This window comes from Bacillus cihuensis, assembly GCF_000504145.1.
GTDB classification, from domain to species: Bacteria; Bacillota; Bacilli; order Bacillales; family DSM-1321; genus Peribacillus; species Peribacillus huizhouensis.
In genome coordinates, this window is record NZ_AYSD01000026.1 from 1 (window position 1) to 18,757 (window position 18,757).

Consider the following 18,757-nt stretch of genomic DNA (forward strand, 5'->3'; position numbering starts at 1 on the left):
GTTCAGTTTTCAAAGAGCAATTTGCCATTTTTTTTACAAACGACTTTTATATCTTATCAGATCTTTCAATTGCCGTCAATAATATTTCTGAAAAAAAATTAAAGTAAAATTTTCTAAAGAATGTGTGTTTAACGACTTTTATAATATAGCAATGATACGAAAAATAGTCAATACATTTTTATAGAATGATTTTTAAATATTAATTAAATTGAGTCCTTCTTCTCTAAATTACGCTTCTTGCTTCTCACATATTTCATGCATTCCGATGACGGTGCGACTCTTTTAAATAGGTTAAACAGGATTTTATATCTTTCTTCCATCGCCCTTTTAACAAAAGCATCGATTCTGGCATCCTGAAAATCAAACAGAATTTCATCAAGTTCACGTTTTAAAACATATTCCAATTCTTTTTGCTCCATTTCATTAACCATTAACCCTATCATACATACCAACTCCTCTTTCCTCCTATTATTTCCAATCTCCTGATTTCTAATTCATCTTGGAGTTCTTATTAGTCATAATGTGGGTTTATTTGAATAGATATGAGACAAGAGTATTGGACGAGGTGATGTGGATGAATTTTTTCTGGGTTTTAAGAGCTCAGTCAATTAAACGATATGCTGTAATTATACTAGCTGCCTTATTTGCTGCTTGGTTTTTATTTCTTCAAAACGTTCTTCATGCTCCTGTTTTTTCTACACCTGATGGGCCAAAGGCAGTATATAAGGGTGAAAAAAACATTGCTCTCACCTTCAACATCGGTTGGGGGGATAAACAAGCTTCTCCTATACTTAAAACACTAAAAAACGAAAAGATCACATCAGCTACTTTTTTCCTTTCGGGGTCATGGGCCGAACGCCATCCAGAAATTGTAGCAACCATAGTAAAAGAAGGTTATGAAATTGGTATTTTGGGGTATTCATATGTAGATTATTCTGATTTAGAAGATGAAGAAATCATTAAAGATATTTCCAAGGCACAGGAAGCATTTAAGAAGTTGAATGTTACGGACATTAAACTTCTTCGCGCTCCAACGGGACACTTCGATAAACGTCTGCTAAAGATTGGAGAACGATTTGGCTATACAATTGTTCATTGGAGCGTTGATTCAAAAGACTGGACGAATCCGGGTGTAAATGCCATTGTCCAAAATGTTGATAAAGCAAATAAGGGCGATATAGTTCTTATGCATGCGTCTGATTCAGCAAAACAAACAAATAAGGCATTACCAGAACTCATTCAAGAACTCCGCTCTAAAGATCTTAATTTCGTTACAGTTTCAGAGATGATTTCAAATTCCAGTACAAAACATGAGGAAATTCAGTAAAGTGAAACTTCCATCAGTGGGTCTTTTCCTTCAGTCCCACTGATGGTAGGTTCCGTTTACAGGTAGCTTTCTCCCCCTACCATCATTGTACCTCATAAGTTATAAGTGTCTTACCGCCCGCTAATGCAGGATAAACATAGACAAAGAGCGACACAAAGACATGACTTTGCGCCGCTCTTTTAACGATTAAACCTCTTTGATATTGATTTGATCTTTTTTCTTTTGGGTCATCATCTTATTTGTAATAGTTGCTTGTTTTGCCCTCTTCGTAGCCAATTCTTTTTGAGAAGCATCGATCAACCGATTGAGAATCAACAATTGGTACACATTACATGCTAACAATGGATATAGCATAAAGTACAACCAGCTATCATCATCTGTACGCAAAACAGGAACCCACTCTAACACAGTAATAACTGTCATAAAAAAAAGAGCGGGAATGAACGCTTGCTTATTCGTTTGCTTAACTTTGATATAAGCGATAATCGCCCCAAAGATGAGTAAAAACACCGCTGGATAGACAAATGGCAAGACCCCTTCACCCTTATCCGCGAAATTTATATATCGAAAATACACAAGGTCCCCTAGAACAAATGCAATCAAAACAATTTGAATTCCATTCCACAATGAGGTACTTTTAAAGATCCCAAGCCCAAATCGGTGTATGGTTAAATAGGCAAAGAAACCAGCTTGACTAATCACACTGAAAATTAACCCTACCCCTACAAGCCACACAAAGACGGATAAAAGCTCTACTAAATCAAATGAAGTAAATTCCTCCCACCGTACAACGAAACCGACAATACCTCCTGTTATACCTCCTACAAGTAGCGTTGATATAAATAAGCGAACAATATTACGGCTATTCATTATTTTCCCCCAAAAGTAAGCATTTTCTTTCTCTAATTTTACCAACCCATTTGTAAAAAATCCACCTTTCTCTCAAGACGCATAAAATCATTATTCTAATCCATATTAAATATATGATGAATTGAAAGGAAAGGGGGGTTCTTAACACATGAGATATAGTGTTATTTTATTATTGTTCTCTATGTTTTGCCTCGTAGGTTCCGGCTGTACCCAAAGCGGAACAAGCGTAGCGAAAATGGATTATGAAGAAACAAAAAAAATGGTTGTTGATATTTTAAAAACAGACGATGGCAAAAAGGCTATCCAAGATGTACTGTCTGACGAATCGATTAAAAGTAAGCTAATTTTAGATCAAGATGTTGTTACCAAAGCTGTAGAAACAACGATTACATCAGATAAAGGCCAGAAGTTCTGGGAAAATTCCTTCAAAGATCCCAAATTTGCCGCTAACTACGCAAAAAGCTTAAAAAAGGAACATGAGCAACTTTTAAAGGACCTAGCCAAAGATCCTAACTATCGTGAAATGATTACGGACATTATGAAAGAACCTGGATTCCAAACCGAAATAAATAAGTTATTAAAATCCAATGAAATCCGCTCTATTTATAAAGAAACGCTTCTTGAAACGATGGACAGCCCTTTAGTGAAGGCAAAAATGCAAGACATTCTCATAAAAGCTGCAACCAAAATGCAAACGGACGAAAAGTCTAATGATAAGAAGAAAGGTTCAGGGGGAGATACCGGAAGCGGTGGCGGAGGAAGTTAAATTGTAGGGACTAGCAAGATGTACTAGTCCCTACAACCACTTTATTAACATTTACATCGTATTGAAAATAGATCAAAGACGTACAAATTTGCTTAGTTATCGATTTTATGAATGATCTTATTGGCTATCTCTGTATAAATTTTACCTAAACGATGGTCTTCTGCATAAATGGATGGAGCAAAGTCATCTTCATTCCAGTCCGGCTGTTGAAGAGGCAGACGTCCTAGCACTTCTGTGCGAAGCTCTTCTGCCAATTTATCTCCTCCGCCTTTACCGAAAACATATTCTTTTTCACCTGTTATTTCACTTTCAAAAAATGCCATATTCTCAACAACTCCAATGACTTCATGTTCAGTTTTAATTGCCATCGCCCCCGCTCTTGCCGCTACAAATGCTGCAGTTGGGTGAGGTGTTGTCACAATGATTTCCTTACATGAAGGAAGCATAGTATGTACATCTAACGCAATATCCCCTGTTCCAGGAGGTAAATCGAGAAGTAAATAGTCAAGCTCGCCCCACTCTACTTCATTAAAGAAACTATTCAGCATCTTCCCTAGAATTGGTCCGCGCCAAATAACCGGTGCATTATCTTCTACAAAAAAGCCCATTGAAATGACTTTCACGCCAAATCGCTCAACGGGAATAATTTTCTCACCACGAACTATAGGTCGTTTTGATATACCCATCATGTCAGGAACACTGAATCCATAAATATCAGCATCCACAAGGCCTACTTTTTTTCCAAGCCGAGCTAATGCAGTTGCCAAATTCACCGATACGGTCGATTTCCCTACACCACCTTTACCACTAGCGATTGCAATAAATGTCGTCTTACTCGCAGGTGATAATAAGCCCATTTCAGCTTCTTCGTGCAAACTGTCACGATGCTTAGCCAATTCAGCTTCCGGCAATTCAGAAAAGCGAATACCTACCGAAGATGCACCACCCTCCTTTAATGCATCTACAATTTTCGTTTGTAATTGCAATTGTTCAGACGTTCCTGTTTTTGCAATTGCTATTTTTACACTTACATGACTTTTTTCAGGTTTAATTTTGACTTCAAGAATTCCATTTGTTTCAACCAAGCTTTTATGAAGGAAAGGATCATTAAAATCCTTTAATATTTCCACGATACTCTCTTCAGTTAACATGATATAGGCACCTACCTTAAATGAATTCGTTTCCAATAGTAGTATACCATATCCACTAATATTTACTTATTGGCTAGCTCCTGAACTTGTTTTCTAATTTTTATATGTCGATTTATTCTTTATATTCGTGAATCTCATCTGAATCCTCTGTAAAGAATCGTAATACTCCATTGTAAACAGCCGCTGCAATTTTTTCCTGATATGATTCTTGGATTAGGTTTCCTCTTTCTTCATCATTAGAAAGAAAGCCAATCTCCACTAATGCACCTGGTTTTTTTGCGTTGGACATTACATACACTTGATCAATGGTTTTTGCTTCCCGAGACGTATTTTCTAAATTTCGAATAATTTCAGTTTGAATAAATCTTGCCACCTTTTCATTCTCTTCAAACCTACGTGTATAAAACGTTTGAGCTCCTTTCCATCTCTTTGAAGGAATGGAATTAAGATGAATACTAAGAAATAAGTCGGCATTCGATTCGTTAATAAAGGCAACTCGATTATGTAAGTCTTCCTGTTTTCGCTTTCGAACCCCTTTCGTACTTTCGTCTGCAAGGTCCTTGTCACTTTCCCTTGTCATTAGAACCAGTGCCCCTTGCTCTTGTAGTAAGTCCCTTATTTTCATAGTTACTGCTAGCGAAATTTCCTTTTCTAAAACTTTTTCAGCAGAGGCTCCCCCATCCAATCCGCCATGTCCAGCATCTAAAACAATTATTTTCCCGGACAACGGAAGGTTCCATGCATTCCAAGAATCATCTTCCATAAATTTAAACGTCACAATTAAGAAAAGTGCAATCAGAGCAAGAGCCACTCCCGTATATTTCAATTTTCTAACCATTTAGTTCACCTCTCGCTTGTCCTAGTCCTATATAATATAAAGTATGTGTACTTGATAAAAAGTAGAACAAGCTGTTTAGAGACTCTTCAAATGGCTCACATTAGTGCAGTCTTAATTTATACGATCTTTCCCCTGTTCGAAATCCTTCCTTCCACCACATTTCAACGTACACACTACATCTATAGTAAAGACTATCATTGTATAGCTCTTGTTCACCAATCTTCCCCCAATAAAGAATAAAATTAAATAGAGTATCAATAAGGTGCGTCTCTTCTTGTTGGCATCGAGCCCTCACCATATCTTCAGATTCACCATAATAACCAAATCTGCTAAAATGCCCTCCAAGCAAATAGCTCTCGATAGCCACATCAAAACAGCCTTCCTCAAGCACTTCAGAAACACGGATCCCGTTAAATGAACTAGGGCCAAAAAACTCCCGGATTCTGCTCCGCATATTTTCTACAGATAAATCCCGAAGCAACCTACGCTCATACTTAATCTGCTGCTCCCTCCGACGCTTCTCGAAACCCTCTATAATCACTAACAGCACCTCCAAGGGGTCAGACCCCATTTCCCGAGTTATTTCCCGGCTTACCTATAGTGTCTGCGAGCTCGAGATAGCAATTCTAGTTATTAGATGGAAATTTGTATTATGAGGCCAAATCTTTTTTATAGTTAATATCAACATTTAACAAAGCATTTCCGCTGAACAGACAATATCCAGTCAGTTTAGACCTAAATTTTGGTATAGACACCAATCTTTCTCCTTCGACAAAATACGACATTTGATATAAACTCTAATTAACACGATAGATTTCGGTTGGTAAGCCATGATTTTGTCGTGATTAGGATCTCTTCATAAGGACCCATTCCCACACTACACAATTTAATCGTTGTATAGTTGGGGACGGACCCTTTGGGAGATCCTCTTTTTTTTATTATCAATCCCCAATTCAAAGCTTTCAATTTCATTAACTCCCCTTTCCATAAATGCCGTCCACATCATCTAACAATTCACAAAATGAAACTTTCAGATTTAAACGCTTAACCCGATGGAATCAAATCGTTTAATTAATGTAAAAAAGGCCTTTTTTTCAAATAAAGGCAACTTCTACAAAATGAATCTTATCTTGCATCAATAGGAATTAATGAAAAATAAAGTAATTTCCGTCTATGTCTAACAGCGACAAGTGTCTAAGTAGTACATAAGAAGTTAATAAGACCCTGATATTCAAATGACAACGAATAACTACTCATGCCACAGAATACTATTAAAGTGCAAACTGCACAAAAATTTCAAAGGTACAATGAGCTATGAGATGCGGCCATAAATATTTCCGTGGTCAAAAGCCTTTTCCAAGCATAAAAAAGACCCCCAAACCAAAAGGTTCGAGAGCCTTGAAACGTAGATATATTAACGTTTTGAGAACTGAGGTGCACGACGCGCGCCTTTAAGACCGTATTTTTTACGTTCTTTCATACGAGGGTCACGTGTTAGTAATCCAGCAGATTTTAGAGCTGGACGGAATTCTGGATCTACTTGAAGCAATGCACGTGCGATACCGTGACGGATTGCGCCAGCTTGACCAGTGTATCCACCACCGTTAACATTTACAAGAATGTCATAAGTTCCAGTAGTTTCAGTAGCAACTAGTGGTTGGTTAACAACTTCACGTAGCGCTGCAAATGGGATGTATTCATTAATTTCACGACCGTTAATAACGACGCGACCTTCGCCTGGTACTAAACGTACACGAGCTACTGAGCTCTTACGGCGACCAGTACCATAATATTGAACTTGTGCCAAGATAGTAACCTCCTTAATAATTATCCGCGTAATTCGTATACTTCAGGTTGTTGAGCTTGGTGTTGGTGCTCAGGTCCTGCATATACGTGTAATTTTTTGAAAATTTGACGACCTAGAGAATTCTTTGGAAGCATTCCTTTGATAGCAAGCTCAAGCATTCTCACAGGATAGTTTGTACGCATCTCAAGAGCAGTTCTTGTTTTAAGTCCGCCTGTATGCATAGTGTGACGGTAGTAGATTTTGTCATTTAACTTGTTACCAGTTAAATGAATTTTCTCTGCATTGATTAAAATTACATGATCGCCAGTATCAACGTTCGGTGTAAATGTTGGTTTGTTTTTGCCACGTAAAATGGATGCTACTTCAGTAGAAAGACGACCTAAAGTTTTACCTTCAGCATCGATTACATACCATTTACGTTCAACTTCATTAGCTTTTGCCATAAATGTCGTACGCATGATTACCCTCCTAAAAATTGTTTCACATTATATTTATTTTCAATCACAATAAACTTTCCGGGGCTTATCGCGGGATTAAAATACATACCATATTATATTATATGCTCCCACTTATATTGTCAAGTAAATGTTACACCAGGTTTAGTTGTCTTAAGATAAACTTTAATTTCCAGCACCATAATAGACTTCCCATAAATATAATCCTTGTGCAGGTGCAGTTTTTCCTGCCATTCCACGATCTTTTTTTTCAAGAATCATTGGAATGTCACTAGCCTCCCTTTTCCCATTCCCGACTTCAAGAAGAGTTCCGACTAGAATTCGGACCATATTATACAGAAAGCCTGTGCCTCTAAAGCGGAAAACAAACAAGTCCCCTTCCTCATAAAAGTCAATTTCATGAAGGGTTCGTACTTTATCTTTCACGTCTGTATTAGAAGCACAAAAACTAGAAAAGTCATGTGTGCCAATCAAATAAGAAATCGCCTGACGAATGAAGGTTTCATTTAAAGCATACGGAAAGTGGTGCACATAATTACGACGAAATGGATCCTTATGATGACTACGACTGATATAATATCGATACTCCTTGCCTTCTGCATCAAAACGGGCATGGAAATCATTAGCAGATATTGACGAATTTAGTACAACGATATCATCAGGGAGTAATGCATTTAGCCCACGCTCCCACTTCTCTGCTGGAAAAGTATACGGAGAATCAAAGTGTATGACCTGTCCTTTCGCATGGACACCAGCATCCGTCCTCCCAGAAGCAGTCACCTTTACATTTTCGCCTTTATGCATTTTAGCAAGCGCCTTTTCAAGCTCACTTTGGACTGTTCGTTTATCTGGCTGCACTTGATAGCCAGCAAAAAGGCTGCCATCATAAGTGATTGTACATTTATATCTTTGCATGATCTACCCTCTTCATGAACGTAATAAAACTAAGAAAATTGTCAAAACTACTAAAGAAAGCATCAATAAAGTATCAGCTGTTTGCCATTTTAATTGGCGGTATTTTGTCCGACCCTCGCCACCGCGATAGCCGCGAGCTTCCATTGCAATCGCAAGCTCCTCTGCCCTCTTAAATGCGCTCACAAACAATGGGACTAATAATGGGATAATGGCTTTAATCCGCTCTTTTAATGGCCCTGAAGTGAAGTCGACGCCTCTTGCCATTTGTGCCTTCATAATTTTGTCAGTCTCTTCCATTAAAGTTGGAATAAAGCGTAATGCAATCGACATCATAAGCGACAACTCATGTACAGGTAGCTTCCACTTTTTAAAAGGATGCAGAAGGGTCTCCATCCCATCTGTTATAGATATTGGATTCGTTGTTAAAGTTAGTAATGAAGTGACAAGTATTAAAAATGTAAATCGTAGTGAAATGAAAAGACCTTGTCTCAAGCCCCCATCATAAATCTCTAACCAACCTAGCTTATACAGCAATTCCCCTTCTTTTGTAAACAGAATATGAAGAATAAATGTAAAAACAATGAGAAATAAAATTGGCTTTAGCCCATTATATAAAAAACGAATGGGTATTTTCGAAAGCATCAGCAATAAAAGGGTAAACAATCCAACCAATCCATAAGTAACTAAGTTGTTCGCAAAAAAAATAATACATACAAATAGAAAAACAAGAAGCAGCTTTGAACGCGGATCCAATTTATGAACAGTAGAATCAACAGGAACATATCTACCGAGGATCATTTTATCTAGCATTATTGGTTCCCCCGTTCCATTACTGTTTTAACTTCAGAAACCAGATCGTCAATCGATAAACAAATCCGCTCAAAACGAATTCCTAATTCTTTTTGCAGCTTTAATTGAAAACGGACAGTATCTGGAACGTCAAGACCTAATTCTAACAGTTGTTCTGGCTGTGAAAAAATATCAAGGGGTGTCCCCTTTTTAAATACAGTGCCTCGATGCATAATGATGATTTCATCTGCATAACGTGCTGCATCCTCCATACTATGGGTGACGAGGATTGTTGAAATACCTCTTTCTTTATGGAGCTGGTAAAACATGTCCATAATCTCCATCCTACCTCGGGGATCTAAGCCTGCAGTCGGTTCATCTAAAACAAGAACATCTGGCTCCATCGCGAGAACACCTGCTATCGCCACTCTGCGCATTTGTCCGCCAGATAAGTCGAAAGGAGATTTCTCAAGGATCTCTTCAGCCATACCTACCTGTTTTAACGCTTTTCTTGCACGATCCTTTGCATCTTTGTCTGAAGCCCCAAAATTCATAGGGCCAAAACAAATATCCTTTTCAACCGTCTCCTCGAATAACTGATGCTCAGGAAACTGAAATACAATCCCAACATTACTCCGAATTGCCCGAAGTTCTTTTTCCTTACGACCAGACTCAATTCTACGATCACCAATCGTGACGGATCCCTTTGTCGGCTTTAACAATGCGTTAAAATGTTGAAGCAATGTCGATTTTCCTGAACCTGTATGCCCAATAATTGCTGTATATGATCCAGGTTCAATGTCTATATTCACGTCATGCAATGCTAAATGTTCAAACGGCGTGTTTATTTGGTATCGATATTCTACATCTTGGAGTGTAATTCGCATAGCTCTCTCACCAACTCTTCCTCTGTCAAATGGCTTTTTACTAATCCAATACCATGTTCTTTAAATTCTTTACTTAATTTGACGGAAAAAGGGATATCAAGACCTAGCTCTATTAACTCACCTTCCATTTGAAAAATATCAGTTGGTATTCCCTGGCGATAAAGTTTCCCTTCATTCATCACAATCATTCTGTCAGCTTTTGCAGCTTCTTCAAGATCATGGGTAATAGAAATTACTGTCAAAAGATTTGCTTCTTTCAGTTCTCTAACCGTTTCAAGTACTTCTTCCCTACCTCTTGGATCGAGCATAGAAGTCGCTTCGTCTAAAATTATCAAATTCGGCTGTAAAGCTATAACACCAGCAATTGCTACTCTCTGCTTTTGACCACCAGATAGATGGTGCGGCTCTTGATTGAGAAAACTCCCCATTTTCACTTTGTCCAAGGCATTCTGCACCCTTTTGACCATTTCTGGTAACGGAATACCCGCATTTTCCAAACCAAAAGCCACATCATCCTGAACAGTAGCACCAACAAATTGATTATCTGGATTTTGAAAAACCATACCAATTTTGCTCCTAGCTTCCCAAACTGTTTCTTCTGTCAACTCAGTTCCATTGACTAGAATGGACCCTTCTTGAGGAAATTGAAGACCATTAAGAAGCTTTGCCAATGTTGATTTACCAGAACCGTTATGACCTACAAGCGCAAGCCACTCACCTTCGTATATGTCAAAAGAAACATGATCGACTGCGTTTCTTGTTTGACCTTCATATTTGAAAACAATATTTTCTAATGAAACAAGTTTCTTCGCCATTATGCTCTCTCCTATCCTCAGCTATCCTATTCTTATCATATCTCAGCTCAGGTCGAAATGAAACCATACTTGTTTTTGAATATAAAAAAACGCTGCACCCCTTCCACCGAAACATTTCGGTAAATTAAGAGCAGCTTTTCCTAATACTCATTTCGATAAATGGGTATATTCTTATTACGCTTACATAAGCGGGAAGGGGTACTTGAGCTAGACGTGAAGACACAATCAGACTGCATGCCAGCCATCATAACACTCAAATAGCGATTTCTTGTATGATTATTCTAGTTGTATATAAAAGAAAAGGACGAAGAACAAGTTTTTGTTCAACTGTCCTAAGCCCTCTTCAAAGCTGTAATTAAACTAACTCGATTACTACGATTGGTGCAGCGTCTCCGCGACGTGGACCCATTTTCAAAATACGAGTATAACCGCCTTGACGTTCTTCGTAACGAGGAGCGATGTCACTGAATAATTTTTGTAGAGCATCTTGCCCATTCTCAGCGTTAGCCACTTCTTTACGGATGAAGCTAGCCGCTTGACGACGAGCGTGTAAGTCACCACGTTTACCAAGAGTAATCATTTTTTCAACCACAGAACGGATTTCTTTAGCACGTGCTTCTGTAGTTTCAATGCGCTCATGGATGATTAAATCAGTAGCTAAATCACGAAGTAATGCTTTACGTTGAGCGCTAGTGCGTCCTAACTTTCTGTAACCCATTTAGAGATTCCCTCCTTCTATAGAAGTTAAATATTCATCGTTCGAGGCTTACAATAAAATGCCTAGTTCAGCTTAGCCGACTAGTCATCAGTCATCTTTACGAAGACCTAAGCCTAGTTCTTCAAGTTTCGCTTTCACTTCTTCAAGTGATTTGCGACCTAGATTTCGTACTTTCATCATGTCTTCTTCCGTTTTATGAGCAAGCTCTTGAACGGTATTGATTCCAGCACGTTTTAGGCAGTTATAAGAACGGACTGAAAGATCTAGTTCTTCGATAGTCATCTCAAGAACTTTTTCTTTTTGGTCTTCTTCTTTTTCTACCATAATTTCAGCATTTTGAGCTTCATCAGTTAATCCAACGAAAATATTCAAATGCTCAGTTAAAATCTTAGCCCCAAGAGCAACTGCTTCTTGTGGTCCATTGCTTCCATCTGTCCAAACATCAAACGTTAATTTGTCAAAGTTGGTCATTTGGCCTACACGAGTATTTTCAACTTGGTAGGAAACACGAGCTACAGGAGTATAGATCGAATCGATTGGAATCACACCAATTGGCTGATCTTCTCTTTTGTTTTGATCAGCAGGAGTATAACCGCGGCCACGACGAGCCATTAAACGCATACGCATATGACCGTTTTTCCCAATAGTAGCAATATGCAAATCCGGATTAAGGATTTCCACGTCACTGTCATGAGTGATATCAGCAGCTGTAACAACTCCCTCACCCTGCACATCAATTTCAAGCGTCTTTTCTTCATCGGAATAAATCTTTAGAGCAAGCTTTTTCACATTAAGAATGATAGAAGTTACATCTTCTACGACGCCTTCAATTGTTGAGAACTCATGCAGCACTCCATCAATTTGAATAGATGTGACAGCAGCACCTGGGAGTGAGGATAAAAGAATACGACGTAAGGAGTTACCCAAAGTTGTTCCATATCCACGCTCAAGTGGCTCTACGACGAACTTGCCATACTTGGCGTCATCGCTGATTTCAACCGTTTCGATTTTTGGTTTTTCTATTTCGATCATTTAACAAACCCTCCTTCAAAACGTCGAAACCTCGGTCATTAAGTATTTTACCTTATAACCGAAATTCCCCATGTATACGTTCCCGCTTGTGAGCAACAACTGAATTAATCATTCTGTTAGAACGCAAACTTAGTATTATGTCCCATTATAGACATGAATACAAAATTTATACAGAAAAATTAAACACGGCGACGTTTTGGTGGACGGCATCCGTTATGAGGAACTGGAGTTACGTCTTTAATTGCAGTTACTTCTAGTCCAGCAGCTTGAAGTGCACGAATTGCAGCCTCACGTCCAGCACCTGGTCCTTTAACAGTAACTTCAAGAGTTTTCATACCATGTTCGATTGATGTTTTTGCAGCAGTTTCAGCAGCCATTTGAGCAGCGAATGGAGTTGATTTACGTGATCCACGGAAACCTAGTGCTCCAGCACTTGACCATGAAATTGCGTTACCATGTGAATCTGTAATAGTAACAATCGTATTATTGAAAGTTGAACGAATATGTGCGATACCTGTTTCTATATTCTTTTTCACACGACGTTTACGTGTATTAGTTTTACGTGCCATGAAAAGTAACCTCCTTTACTGATTATTTTTTCTTGTTAGCTACTGTACGACGAGGTCCTTTACGCGTACGAGCGTTGTTTTTAGTGTTTTGTCCACGAACAGGAAGACCACGACGGTGGCGTAAACCACGGTAGCTACCAATTTCCATTAGACGTTTGATATTAAGAGAAATTTCACGACGAAGGTCACCTTCTACTTTTAAAGCATCGATGATTTCACGGATTTTGTTTAATTCATCTTCCGTTAAGTCGCGAGTACGAGTTTCTTCAGAAATACCAGCTTCTGCAAGAATTTTAATCGCAGTTTGTTTTCCAATACCGAAAATGTATGTTAAAGAAATGACAATACGTTTGTCACGGGGAATATCTACACCAGCAATACGTGCCATAGATGTGTGCACCTCCTTCTATATTAGCCTTGTTTTTGTTTATGTTTAGGGTTTTCGCAAATAACCATAACTTTACCTTTTCTGCGGATAACTTTACACTTTTCGCAGATTGGCTTAACAGATGGTCTGACTTTCATTGCTATCTAACCTCCTTATACAGATCGGAGCGTAACCAGATTATTTAAATCGGTATGTGATTCTGCCGCGAGTTAGATCATACGGGGAAAGCTCAACCGTAACTTTATCTCCAGGCAAAATGCGAATAAAGTGCATACGAATTTTACCGGATACATGAGCTAAAACAGTATGACCATTTTCTAATTCTACCTTAAACATTGCGTTTGGCAAAGTCTCTTGTACTGTGCCTTCTACTTCAATTACATCGTCTTTCGCCATTAAGTGATTCTCCCTTCTCTATGCATGGACCCATTTAGCACATGAACAATATCACCTTTACAGCACATTGTCAATGATGACAACAGCTCAAGATATATAGCTCTCTAAAAGGGTTCACATCTTTCCGTCAAACTTTACTTTCGTCCATCATCCTCTAAAGTCTTCACATCTCTGCTTTTCAGATTTCGCCTATTAATAAGGGCGTAACCATACCAGGCTTCTACCGGTAACCAAGTGTTAGGCAGACCGGTTTGAGGAATATTTGGCCCTCATGTAAGTCTTGACCGATTATGTGGCCTCCATACTCTCTACTGTAAGAGAAGCTTCCAGCCTTGACATAGGTTTGAATAGCATGGGAGATGTTTGAAAGACGCACATCTTACTCGCTTCTTTCAACTCTCTATATAATGACTCTAGCTTCTTTAAAGAGTCGTTTTGTTAATTTAAAACCTTATCGCAAGGTTGACAGCAGCTTATTGATATCTTCAAAAACAAGATTAATATCCTGTTGACCGTTAATGTTGCGTACATACCCTTTCGCTTCATAGAAGTCGAGAAGTGGTTGTGTTTGCTTGAGATTTACGTCGAGACGATTCTGAACTGTTTCTTCATTATCATCTGCACGTTGATAAAGCTCTCCACCGCAACGGTCACAAACATCATTAACAGCTGGAGGATTGAAAACAAGGTGATAAGTAGCACCACAAGATTTGCAAATGCGTCTCCCAGTCAATCTATCCATTAAGATGTTTTTATCAACATCAATATTAATTACATATTGTAATTGACGATCTAAGTCTGTAAGAATCTTTTCAAGAGCCTCTGCTTGGGCCACGGTTCTAGGAAAACCATCAAGCAAGAAACCTTGGCTGCAATCATCTTGACTTAATCTCTCACGAACAATACCGATTGTTACTTCATCAGGAACAAGCTCGCCTTTATCCATGAATGATTTAGCTTGTAAACCAAGTTCCGTGCTTTCTTTAATAGCTGCTCGGAACATATCTCCAGTTGAGATATGAGGGATGTTATACTTTTCGACGATTCTTTCGGCTTGAGTACCTTTTCCGGCACCCGGAAGACCCATTAACACTAAATTCACGTTTCGTTCCCCCTCAAACTCCATAATGGATTTTAGGGAACAACGCTGTCCCTAAAACTCCATTACTTTATAAACCCTTTATAATGACGCTTTACTAACTGTGATTCAAGCTGCTTCATCGTATCAAGCGCAACACCGACAACGATCAAGATACTTGTTCCACCAATTTGTGCCGAAGCCGGCAAGTTAGCAAGTTGTATGAATATCACCGGTAAAATCGCAATAACTGCTAAAAATAGCGAGCCCACGAAAGTTAAGCGATATAACACACTTGTCACATAATCTTGCGTCGCTTTTCCTGGTCGAATGCCTGGTACATATCCACCTTGTTTCTTCAAATTATCTGCCATTTGTTCAGGATTAACTTGAATAAATGCGTAGAAATAAGAAAATGCAATGATAAGAGCCACATAAATGACCATACCAATTGGGTGTTGATAAGTAAGATTATTAGCTATCCAGTCAGTAACTTTATTCGAACCAAAGAATGAAGCAATTGTTGTCGGCGTAACAAGAAATGCCATGGCAAAAATGACAGGAATAACTCCTGCAGCATTTACTTTTAACGGCAAGTGAGTAGATTGCCCTCCCGCTGGTGTACGACCTGCTGCCGCACGCTTAGCGTATTGGATCGGAATTTTACGTAGCGCTTGTTGAATAAAAATAACAGCCACTACAACTGCTAACACAGCAATCAAAAGTAAAACAACTGTAAGAATTCTTAAGAAGAGTTGATCCCCAGCATCTTCAAATTGCTGAGCAAAAATCTGGTTTGCAGTATTCGGCATTCCTGCTACGATACCAGCAAAGATGATAATGGAAATTCCGTTACCAACTCCTTTGGACGTAATCAGTTCTCCTAACCACAAGAGAAAAGCCGTACCAGCTGTTAATACTAAAGCAATTAGCAGATAAGTACTAACACCAGCGTTTTTGATAAGCATTCCATTGGACATGTTGTTAAAGCCATATGACATACCTAATGCTTGGATAAACCCAAGTATTATAGTGAAGTAACGAGTAAACTGAGCTAACTTACGACGTCCAGCTTCTCCTTGTTTGGACCACTCAGTGAACTTTGGAACAACATCCATCTGTAAAAGTTGGATTATGATCGAAGCCGTAATATACGGCATAATTCCCATAGCCAAGATAGAGAAGTTTTGGAGTGCTCCACCACCAAAAGTGTTAAGAACACCAAATACGCTTAGCTGATCTTGTGCCTTTAACACATCGGCATTCACATTCGGTACGGGTATAAATGTACCGATGCGATAGACGATGAGCATTAAAAGGGTAAACATAATTTTGTTTCTTATATCAGCCACGCGCATAAAGTTGGAAATCGTTTGAAACATTAGATCACCTCAGTTGTACCGCCAGCTGCTTCAATAGCTTCTTTTGCAGTAGAGGAGAATTTATGAGCTTTAACAGTAAGCTTTTTCTCAACATTGCCTTTTGCAAGAATTTTAATTCCTGCTTTTTCTTTACTTACGATACCCGTCTCAATTAATAGAGCAGGTGTTACTTCAGTACCATCCTCGAAGCGGTTTAACACTTCAAGATTTACGATAGCATAGTCTTTACGGTTAATGTTCGTAAACCCGCGTTTAGGCAAACGTCTGAATAATGGTGTTTGACCACCTTCAAATCCTGGACGCACTCCGCCACCAGAACGAGCATTTTGACCTTTATGGCCTTTACCTGCTGTTTTTCCGTTGCCAGAACCAATACCGCGACCTTTACGTTTGCGCTCTTTACGAGCACCTTCTGCAGCTTTTAATTCATGAAGTTTCATTGTTGTTGGCACCTCCTTGTTAAGTGGTAATTATTTTATTGTTCGTTTACAGTAACAAGATGAGCAACTTTGTTAATCATACCGCGAATCGCAGGGTTATCATCATGAACAACTGTTTGATGCATTTTGCGTAAACCCAGAGTATTAACTGTAACGCGTTGGTCATCCGGACGACCAATCAAGCTGCGAGTGAGGGTAATTTCTAATTTTTTTGCCATTGATATTCCCTCCTTATCCTAACAGTTCTTCTACTGATTTACCACGTAGTTTTGCTACGTCCTCAGCACGTTTTAATTGCTTTAATCCTTCAACTGTAGCACGAACCATGTTAATAGGTGTGTTTGTTCCAAGTGATTTCGAAAGAATGTCACTTACTCCACCTAATTCTAGGACCGCACGAACCGGACCACCAGCAATAACTCCTGTACCTTCAGAAGCAGGTTTTAAAAGGACATGACCTGCACCAAAGCGACCGTTCACTAGATGTGGAATTGTCGTACCAACGACAGGAACCGCAACTAGATTTTTCTTAGCATCCTCAATAGCTTTACGGATTGCATCAGGTACTTCTTGTGCTTTACCTGTACCAAAGCCAACGTGACCATTCTTGTCACCTACAACTACAAGTGCAGTGAAGCGGAAACGACGTCCACCTTTTACAACTTTAGCTACGCGGTTGACAGTTACTACACGCTCTTCAAGTTCTAATTTATTAGGATCAATACCTCGCATCAGTTTTGTCCCTCCTTTATCTATTAAAATTCTAAGCCGTTTTCACGAGCAGCGTCAGCTAATGCTTTAACACGTCCGTGGAAAAGGTATCCACCACGGTCAAATACAATAGCGCTGTATCCTTTTTCAACTGCGCGTTTAGCAATTAGTGCGCCAACTTGTTTAGCAGCTTCTGCATTACCAGCAGCTTCAATGCTAAGCTCTTTATCAAGAGTAGAAGCACTTGCAAGTGTTACGCCATTTGCATCGTCAATTAATTGAGCGTAAATGTGTTTGTTTGAACGGAACACATTTAAACGAGGACGAGCTTCAGTTCCAGAAAGTTTAGCACGTACACGTGCATGTCTTTTCTGACGAGTAGCGTTTTTATCAAGCTTCGTAATCATTTACGTCACTCCTTTCATTTACTCAGGCGACATTACTTACCTGTTTTACCTTCTTTACGACGAACAAATTCGCCTTCGTAACGGATTCCTTTACCTTTATAAGGCTCTGGTGGACGAACTTGACGAACATCAGCAGCTAAAGCGCCAACGCGTTCTTTGTTAATCCCTTTGATAATGACTTTTGTATTTGAAGGAACTTCAACTTCTAGTCCTTGTTCAACTTCGAATTCAACCGGGTGAGAGTATCCTACGTTTAGGACAAGTTTGTTACCTTGCTTTTGAGCACGGTAACCTACCCCGATAAGTTCTAATGTTTTTTCAAACCCTTTAGAAACACCCTCAACCATGTTTGAGATAACCGCACGAGTTGTACCATGAAGGGCACGGTGTTCTTTTGCGTCAGATGGACGTGTTACAGTTAACACGTTTTCTTCCACAGAGATTGTAAGATCTGAATTGAAAGTTCTAGATAATTCACCTTTTGGTCCTTTAACAGCTACTTCACTACCGTTAAGAGTAACTGTTACACCAGCAGGAATTTCAATAGGTTTTTTACCTATACGTGACATTTAGTGCACCTCCATTCTTGTGAAAATGTATTACCAAACGTATGCTAGTACTTCTCCGCCAACTTGTTTAGCGCGAGCTTCTTTATCTGTTAAAACTCCCTGAGAAGTAGAAACAATTGCGATACCTAAACCATTAAGAACGCGTGGAACCTCACCAGTTTTTGCATAAACACGTAGACCAGGCTTGCTGATACGTTTTAGTCCTGTGATAACACGTTCGTTATTTGCACCGTATTTTAAGAAGATACGGATGATACCTTGTTTGTTGTCTTCGATTAACTCAACGTCACGTACGAAGCCTTCGCGTTTTAAGATCTCAGCAACTTCCTTTTTGATCTTAGAAGCGGGCACTTCCAATTTCTCGTGACGAACCATATTCGCATTACGAATGCGAGTTAACATATCTGCAACAGGATCTGTCATGACCATTATTTTTTACCTCCTTCC

Annotated in this window: 27 protein-coding genes; 2 read left to right on the forward strand and 25 right to left on the reverse strand. The window is 39.0% G+C overall.

Translation table 11 applies throughout. The annotated features are described in order from the left end of the window. Nucleotides 1-203: 203 nt before the first annotated feature. Complete coding sequence (locus V179_RS0104265) at nt 204-443, reverse strand: hypothetical protein (protein WP_028390424.1); 240 nt, start codon at nt 441-443, stop codon at nt 204-206. 131 nt (nt 444-574) lie between these two features. Here V179_RS0104265 and pdaB point away from each other — a divergent pair, with 131 nt between their 5' ends. Beyond that, on the forward strand, nt 575-1,327 hold the full coding sequence (gene pdaB / locus V179_RS0104270; protein ID WP_028390425.1) for a polysaccharide deacetylase family sporulation protein PdaB: 753 nt from the start codon (nt 575-577) through the stop codon (nt 1,325-1,327). 186 nt (nt 1,328-1,513) lie between these two features. On the opposite strand, the gene V179_RS27035 is transcribed toward pdaB, so the two are convergent. Next, nucleotides 1,514-2,197 carry a KinB-signaling pathway activation protein gene (locus V179_RS27035; protein WP_084552201.1) on the reverse strand — a complete coding sequence of 228 codons (684 nt, stop codon included), beginning with the start codon at nt 2,195-2,197 and terminating at the stop codon, nt 1,514-1,516. A 148-nt stretch (nt 2,198-2,345) separates the two neighbouring features. On the opposite strand from V179_RS27035, the gene gerD reads away from it, so the two are divergent. Further along, nucleotides 2,346-2,963, forward strand: a complete 618-nt coding sequence (gene gerD / locus V179_RS0104280; protein WP_028390426.1) for a spore germination lipoprotein GerD — start codon at nt 2,346-2,348, stop codon at nt 2,961-2,963. A gap of 92 nt (nt 2,964-3,055) precedes the next feature. On the opposite strand, the gene V179_RS0104285 is transcribed toward gerD, so the two are convergent. The 23 genes from V179_RS0104285 to rpsH form a co-directional block, all read right to left on the reverse strand. Beyond that, nucleotides 3,056-4,114 carry a P-loop NTPase gene (locus V179_RS0104285; RefSeq protein ID WP_028390427.1) on the reverse strand — a complete coding sequence of 353 codons (1,059 nt, stop codon included), beginning with the start codon at nt 4,112-4,114 and terminating at the stop codon, nt 3,056-3,058. 112 nt (nt 4,115-4,226) lie between these two features. Beyond that, a complete protein-coding gene (gene cwlD / locus V179_RS0104290) occupies nt 4,227-4,952 on the reverse strand; it encodes an N-acetylmuramoyl-L-alanine amidase CwlD (protein ID WP_028390428.1) in 726 nt (241 codons plus the stop codon). Nucleotides 4,953-5,052: 100 nt separating this feature from the next. Further along, nucleotides 5,053-5,493, reverse strand: coding sequence for a DUF2521 family protein (locus tag V179_RS0104295; RefSeq protein ID WP_312859725.1), 441 nt, complete (start codon nt 5,491-5,493; stop codon nt 5,053-5,055). 873 nt (nt 5,494-6,366) lie between these two features. Further along, on the reverse strand, nt 6,367-6,759 hold the full coding sequence (gene rpsI / locus V179_RS0104300; protein WP_028390430.1) for a 30S ribosomal protein S9: 393 nt from the start codon (nt 6,757-6,759) through the stop codon (nt 6,367-6,369). 20 nt (nt 6,760-6,779) lie between these two features. Then, nucleotides 6,780-7,217 (reverse strand): 50S ribosomal protein L13, encoded by a 438-nt coding sequence (gene rplM / locus V179_RS0104305; RefSeq protein ID WP_028390431.1) that lies wholly within the window; start codon nt 7,215-7,217, stop codon nt 6,780-6,782. A gap of 162 nt (nt 7,218-7,379) precedes the next feature. Further along, entirely contained in the window at nt 7,380-8,129 is a 750-nt protein-coding gene (gene truA, locus V179_RS0104310) for a tRNA pseudouridine(38-40) synthase TruA (RefSeq protein ID WP_028390432.1), read from the reverse strand. A gap of 12 nt (nt 8,130-8,141) precedes the next feature. Beyond that, nucleotides 8,142-8,939 (reverse strand): energy-coupling factor transporter transmembrane component T family protein, encoded by a 798-nt coding sequence (locus V179_RS0104315; RefSeq protein WP_028390433.1) that lies wholly within the window; start codon nt 8,937-8,939, stop codon nt 8,142-8,144. Continuing rightward, nucleotides 8,939-9,805 carry an energy-coupling factor ABC transporter ATP-binding protein gene (locus V179_RS0104320; RefSeq protein WP_028390434.1) on the reverse strand — a complete coding sequence of 289 codons (867 nt, stop codon included), beginning with the start codon at nt 9,803-9,805 and terminating at the stop codon, nt 8,939-8,941. The genes V179_RS0104315 and V179_RS0104320 overlap by 1 nt, the downstream gene beginning before the upstream one ends. After that, entirely contained in the window at nt 9,781-10,620 is an 840-nt protein-coding gene (locus V179_RS0104325) for an energy-coupling factor ABC transporter ATP-binding protein (protein ID WP_028390435.1), read from the reverse strand. Before V179_RS0104325 ends, V179_RS0104320 begins: the two co-directional genes overlap by 25 nt. Before the next feature lie 355 nt (nt 10,621-10,975). After that, the gene (gene rplQ / locus V179_RS0104330; protein WP_028390436.1) at nt 10,976-11,338 is read right to left on the reverse strand and encodes a 50S ribosomal protein L17; all 363 of its coding nucleotides are present in this window, start codon (nt 11,336-11,338) and stop codon (nt 10,976-10,978) included. A gap of 87 nt (nt 11,339-11,425) precedes the next feature. Further along, entirely contained in the window at nt 11,426-12,370 is a 945-nt protein-coding gene (locus V179_RS0104335; protein ID WP_028390437.1) for a DNA-directed RNA polymerase subunit alpha, read from the reverse strand. 179 nt (nt 12,371-12,549) lie between these two features. Further along, nucleotides 12,550-12,939 (reverse strand): 30S ribosomal protein S11, encoded by a 390-nt coding sequence (gene rpsK / locus V179_RS0104340; RefSeq protein ID WP_028390438.1) that lies wholly within the window; start codon nt 12,937-12,939, stop codon nt 12,550-12,552. 22 nt (nt 12,940-12,961) lie between these two features. Further along, the gene (gene rpsM / locus V179_RS0104345; RefSeq protein ID WP_028390439.1) at nt 12,962-13,327 is read right to left on the reverse strand and encodes a 30S ribosomal protein S13; all 366 of its coding nucleotides are present in this window, start codon (nt 13,325-13,327) and stop codon (nt 12,962-12,964) included. A 23-nt stretch (nt 13,328-13,350) separates the two neighbouring features. Next, nucleotides 13,351-13,464 carry a 50S ribosomal protein L36 gene (rpmJ, locus tag V179_RS0104350; protein ID WP_003156543.1) on the reverse strand — a complete coding sequence of 38 codons (114 nt, stop codon included), beginning with the start codon at nt 13,462-13,464 and terminating at the stop codon, nt 13,351-13,353. A 40-nt stretch (nt 13,465-13,504) separates the two neighbouring features. Then, nucleotides 13,505-13,723 carry a translation initiation factor IF-1 gene (gene infA, locus V179_RS0104355; protein WP_028390440.1) on the reverse strand — a complete coding sequence of 73 codons (219 nt, stop codon included), beginning with the start codon at nt 13,721-13,723 and terminating at the stop codon, nt 13,505-13,507. 451 nt (nt 13,724-14,174) lie between these two features. Then, the gene (locus V179_RS0104360; RefSeq protein ID WP_028390441.1) at nt 14,175-14,825 is read right to left on the reverse strand and encodes an adenylate kinase; all 651 of its coding nucleotides are present in this window, start codon (nt 14,823-14,825) and stop codon (nt 14,175-14,177) included. Between the two features lie 62 nt (nt 14,826-14,887). Next, nucleotides 14,888-16,183 (reverse strand): preprotein translocase subunit SecY, encoded by a 1,296-nt coding sequence (secY, locus tag V179_RS0104365; RefSeq protein WP_028390442.1) that lies wholly within the window; start codon nt 16,181-16,183, stop codon nt 14,888-14,890. Continuing rightward, nucleotides 16,183-16,623: a 50S ribosomal protein L15 gene (gene rplO / locus V179_RS0104370; protein WP_028390443.1), complete on the reverse strand. Its 441-nt coding sequence runs from the start codon at nt 16,621-16,623 to the stop codon at nt 16,183-16,185. Before rplO ends, secY begins: the two co-directional genes overlap by 1 nt. Before the next feature lie 35 nt (nt 16,624-16,658). Next, nucleotides 16,659-16,841, reverse strand: a complete 183-nt coding sequence (gene rpmD, locus V179_RS0104375) for a 50S ribosomal protein L30 (protein ID WP_028390444.1) — start codon at nt 16,839-16,841, stop codon at nt 16,659-16,661. A 13-nt stretch (nt 16,842-16,854) separates the two neighbouring features. Continuing rightward, on the reverse strand, nt 16,855-17,355 hold the full coding sequence (rpsE, locus tag V179_RS0104380) for a 30S ribosomal protein S5 (RefSeq protein WP_028390445.1): 501 nt from the start codon (nt 17,353-17,355) through the stop codon (nt 16,855-16,857). A 23-nt stretch (nt 17,356-17,378) separates the two neighbouring features. Continuing rightward, the gene (gene rplR / locus V179_RS0104385; RefSeq protein WP_028390446.1) at nt 17,379-17,741 is read right to left on the reverse strand and encodes a 50S ribosomal protein L18; all 363 of its coding nucleotides are present in this window, start codon (nt 17,739-17,741) and stop codon (nt 17,379-17,381) included. Nucleotides 17,742-17,773: 32 nt separating this feature from the next. Continuing rightward, nucleotides 17,774-18,310 carry a 50S ribosomal protein L6 gene (rplF, locus tag V179_RS0104390; protein ID WP_028390447.1) on the reverse strand — a complete coding sequence of 179 codons (537 nt, stop codon included), beginning with the start codon at nt 18,308-18,310 and terminating at the stop codon, nt 17,774-17,776. A 30-nt stretch (nt 18,311-18,340) separates the two neighbouring features. After that, on the reverse strand, nt 18,341-18,739 hold the full coding sequence (rpsH, locus tag V179_RS0104395) for a 30S ribosomal protein S8 (RefSeq protein WP_028390448.1): 399 nt from the start codon (nt 18,737-18,739) through the stop codon (nt 18,341-18,343). Nucleotides 18,740-18,757: the final 18 nt, after the last annotated feature.

What these genes read in the sequence shown, in the direction of transcription:
- V179_RS0104335 (WP_028390437.1), bottom strand. Translation starts at nt 12,370, where the DNA reads ATGATCGAAATAGAAAAACCAAAAATCGAAACGGTTGAAATCAGCGAT.
- rplQ (WP_028390436.1), bottom strand. Translation starts at nt 11,338, where the DNA reads ATGGGTTACAGAAAGTTAGGACGCACTAGCGCTCAACGTAAAGCATTA.
- rplO (WP_028390443.1), bottom strand. Translation starts at nt 16,623, where the DNA reads ATGAAACTTCATGAATTAAAAGCTGCAGAAGGTGCTCGTAAAGAGCGC.
- V179_RS27035 (WP_084552201.1), bottom strand. Translation starts at nt 2,197, where the DNA reads ATGAATAGCCGTAATATTGTTCGCTTATTTATATCAACGCTACTTGTA.
- V179_RS0104315 (WP_028390433.1), bottom strand. Translation starts at nt 8,939, where the DNA reads ATGCTAGATAAAATGATCCTCGGTAGATATGTTCCTGTTGATTCTACT.
- rpsM (WP_028390439.1), bottom strand. Translation starts at nt 13,327, where the DNA reads ATGGCACGTATTGCTGGTGTAGATATTCCCCGTGACAAACGTATTGTC.
- rpmJ (WP_003156543.1), bottom strand. Translation starts at nt 13,464, where the DNA reads ATGAAAGTCAGACCATCTGTTAAGCCAATCTGCGAAAAGTGTAAAGTT.
- rplF (WP_028390447.1), bottom strand. Translation starts at nt 18,310, where the DNA reads ATGTCACGTATAGGTAAAAAACCTATTGAAATTCCTGCTGGTGTAACA.
- V179_RS0104265 (WP_028390424.1), bottom strand. Translation starts at nt 443, where the DNA reads ATGATAGGGTTAATGGTTAATGAAATGGAGCAAAAAGAATTGGAATAT.
- truA (WP_028390432.1), bottom strand. Translation starts at nt 8,129, where the DNA reads ATGCAAAGATATAAATGTACAATCACTTATGATGGCAGCCTTTTTGCT.
- V179_RS0104320 (WP_028390434.1), bottom strand. Translation starts at nt 9,805, where the DNA reads ATGCGAATTACACTCCAAGATGTAGAATATCGATACCAAATAAACACG.
- V179_RS0104285 (WP_028390427.1), bottom strand. Translation starts at nt 4,114, where the DNA reads ATGTTAACTGAAGAGAGTATCGTGGAAATATTAAAGGATTTTAATGAT.
- rpmD (WP_028390444.1), bottom strand. Translation starts at nt 16,841, where the DNA reads ATGGCAAAAAAATTAGAAATTACCCTCACTCGCAGCTTGATTGGTCGT.
- V179_RS0104325 (WP_028390435.1), bottom strand. Translation starts at nt 10,620, where the DNA reads ATGGCGAAGAAACTTGTTTCATTAGAAAATATTGTTTTCAAATATGAA.
- secY (WP_028390442.1), bottom strand. Translation starts at nt 16,183, where the DNA reads ATGTTTCAAACGATTTCCAACTTTATGCGCGTGGCTGATATAAGAAAC.
- rplR (WP_028390446.1), bottom strand. Translation starts at nt 17,741, where the DNA reads ATGATTACGAAGCTTGATAAAAACGCTACTCGTCAGAAAAGACATGCA.
- gerD (WP_028390426.1), top strand. Translation starts at nt 2,346, where the DNA reads ATGAGATATAGTGTTATTTTATTATTGTTCTCTATGTTTTGCCTCGTA.
- rpsE (WP_028390445.1), bottom strand. Translation starts at nt 17,355, where the DNA reads ATGCGAGGTATTGATCCTAATAAATTAGAACTTGAAGAGCGTGTAGTA.
- rpsH (WP_028390448.1), bottom strand. Translation starts at nt 18,739, where the DNA reads ATGGTCATGACAGATCCTGTTGCAGATATGTTAACTCGCATTCGTAAT.
- cwlD (WP_028390428.1), bottom strand. Translation starts at nt 4,952, where the DNA reads ATGGTTAGAAAATTGAAATATACGGGAGTGGCTCTTGCTCTGATTGCA.
- infA (WP_028390440.1), bottom strand. Translation starts at nt 13,723, where the DNA reads ATGGCGAAAGACGATGTAATTGAAGTAGAAGGCACAGTACAAGAGACT.
- rplM (WP_028390431.1), bottom strand. Translation starts at nt 7,217, where the DNA reads ATGCGTACGACATTTATGGCAAAAGCTAATGAAGTTGAACGTAAATGG.
- pdaB (WP_028390425.1), top strand. Translation starts at nt 575, where the DNA reads ATGAATTTTTTCTGGGTTTTAAGAGCTCAGTCAATTAAACGATATGCT.
- rpsK (WP_028390438.1), bottom strand. Translation starts at nt 12,939, where the DNA reads ATGGCACGTAAAACTAATACACGTAAACGTCGTGTGAAAAAGAATATA.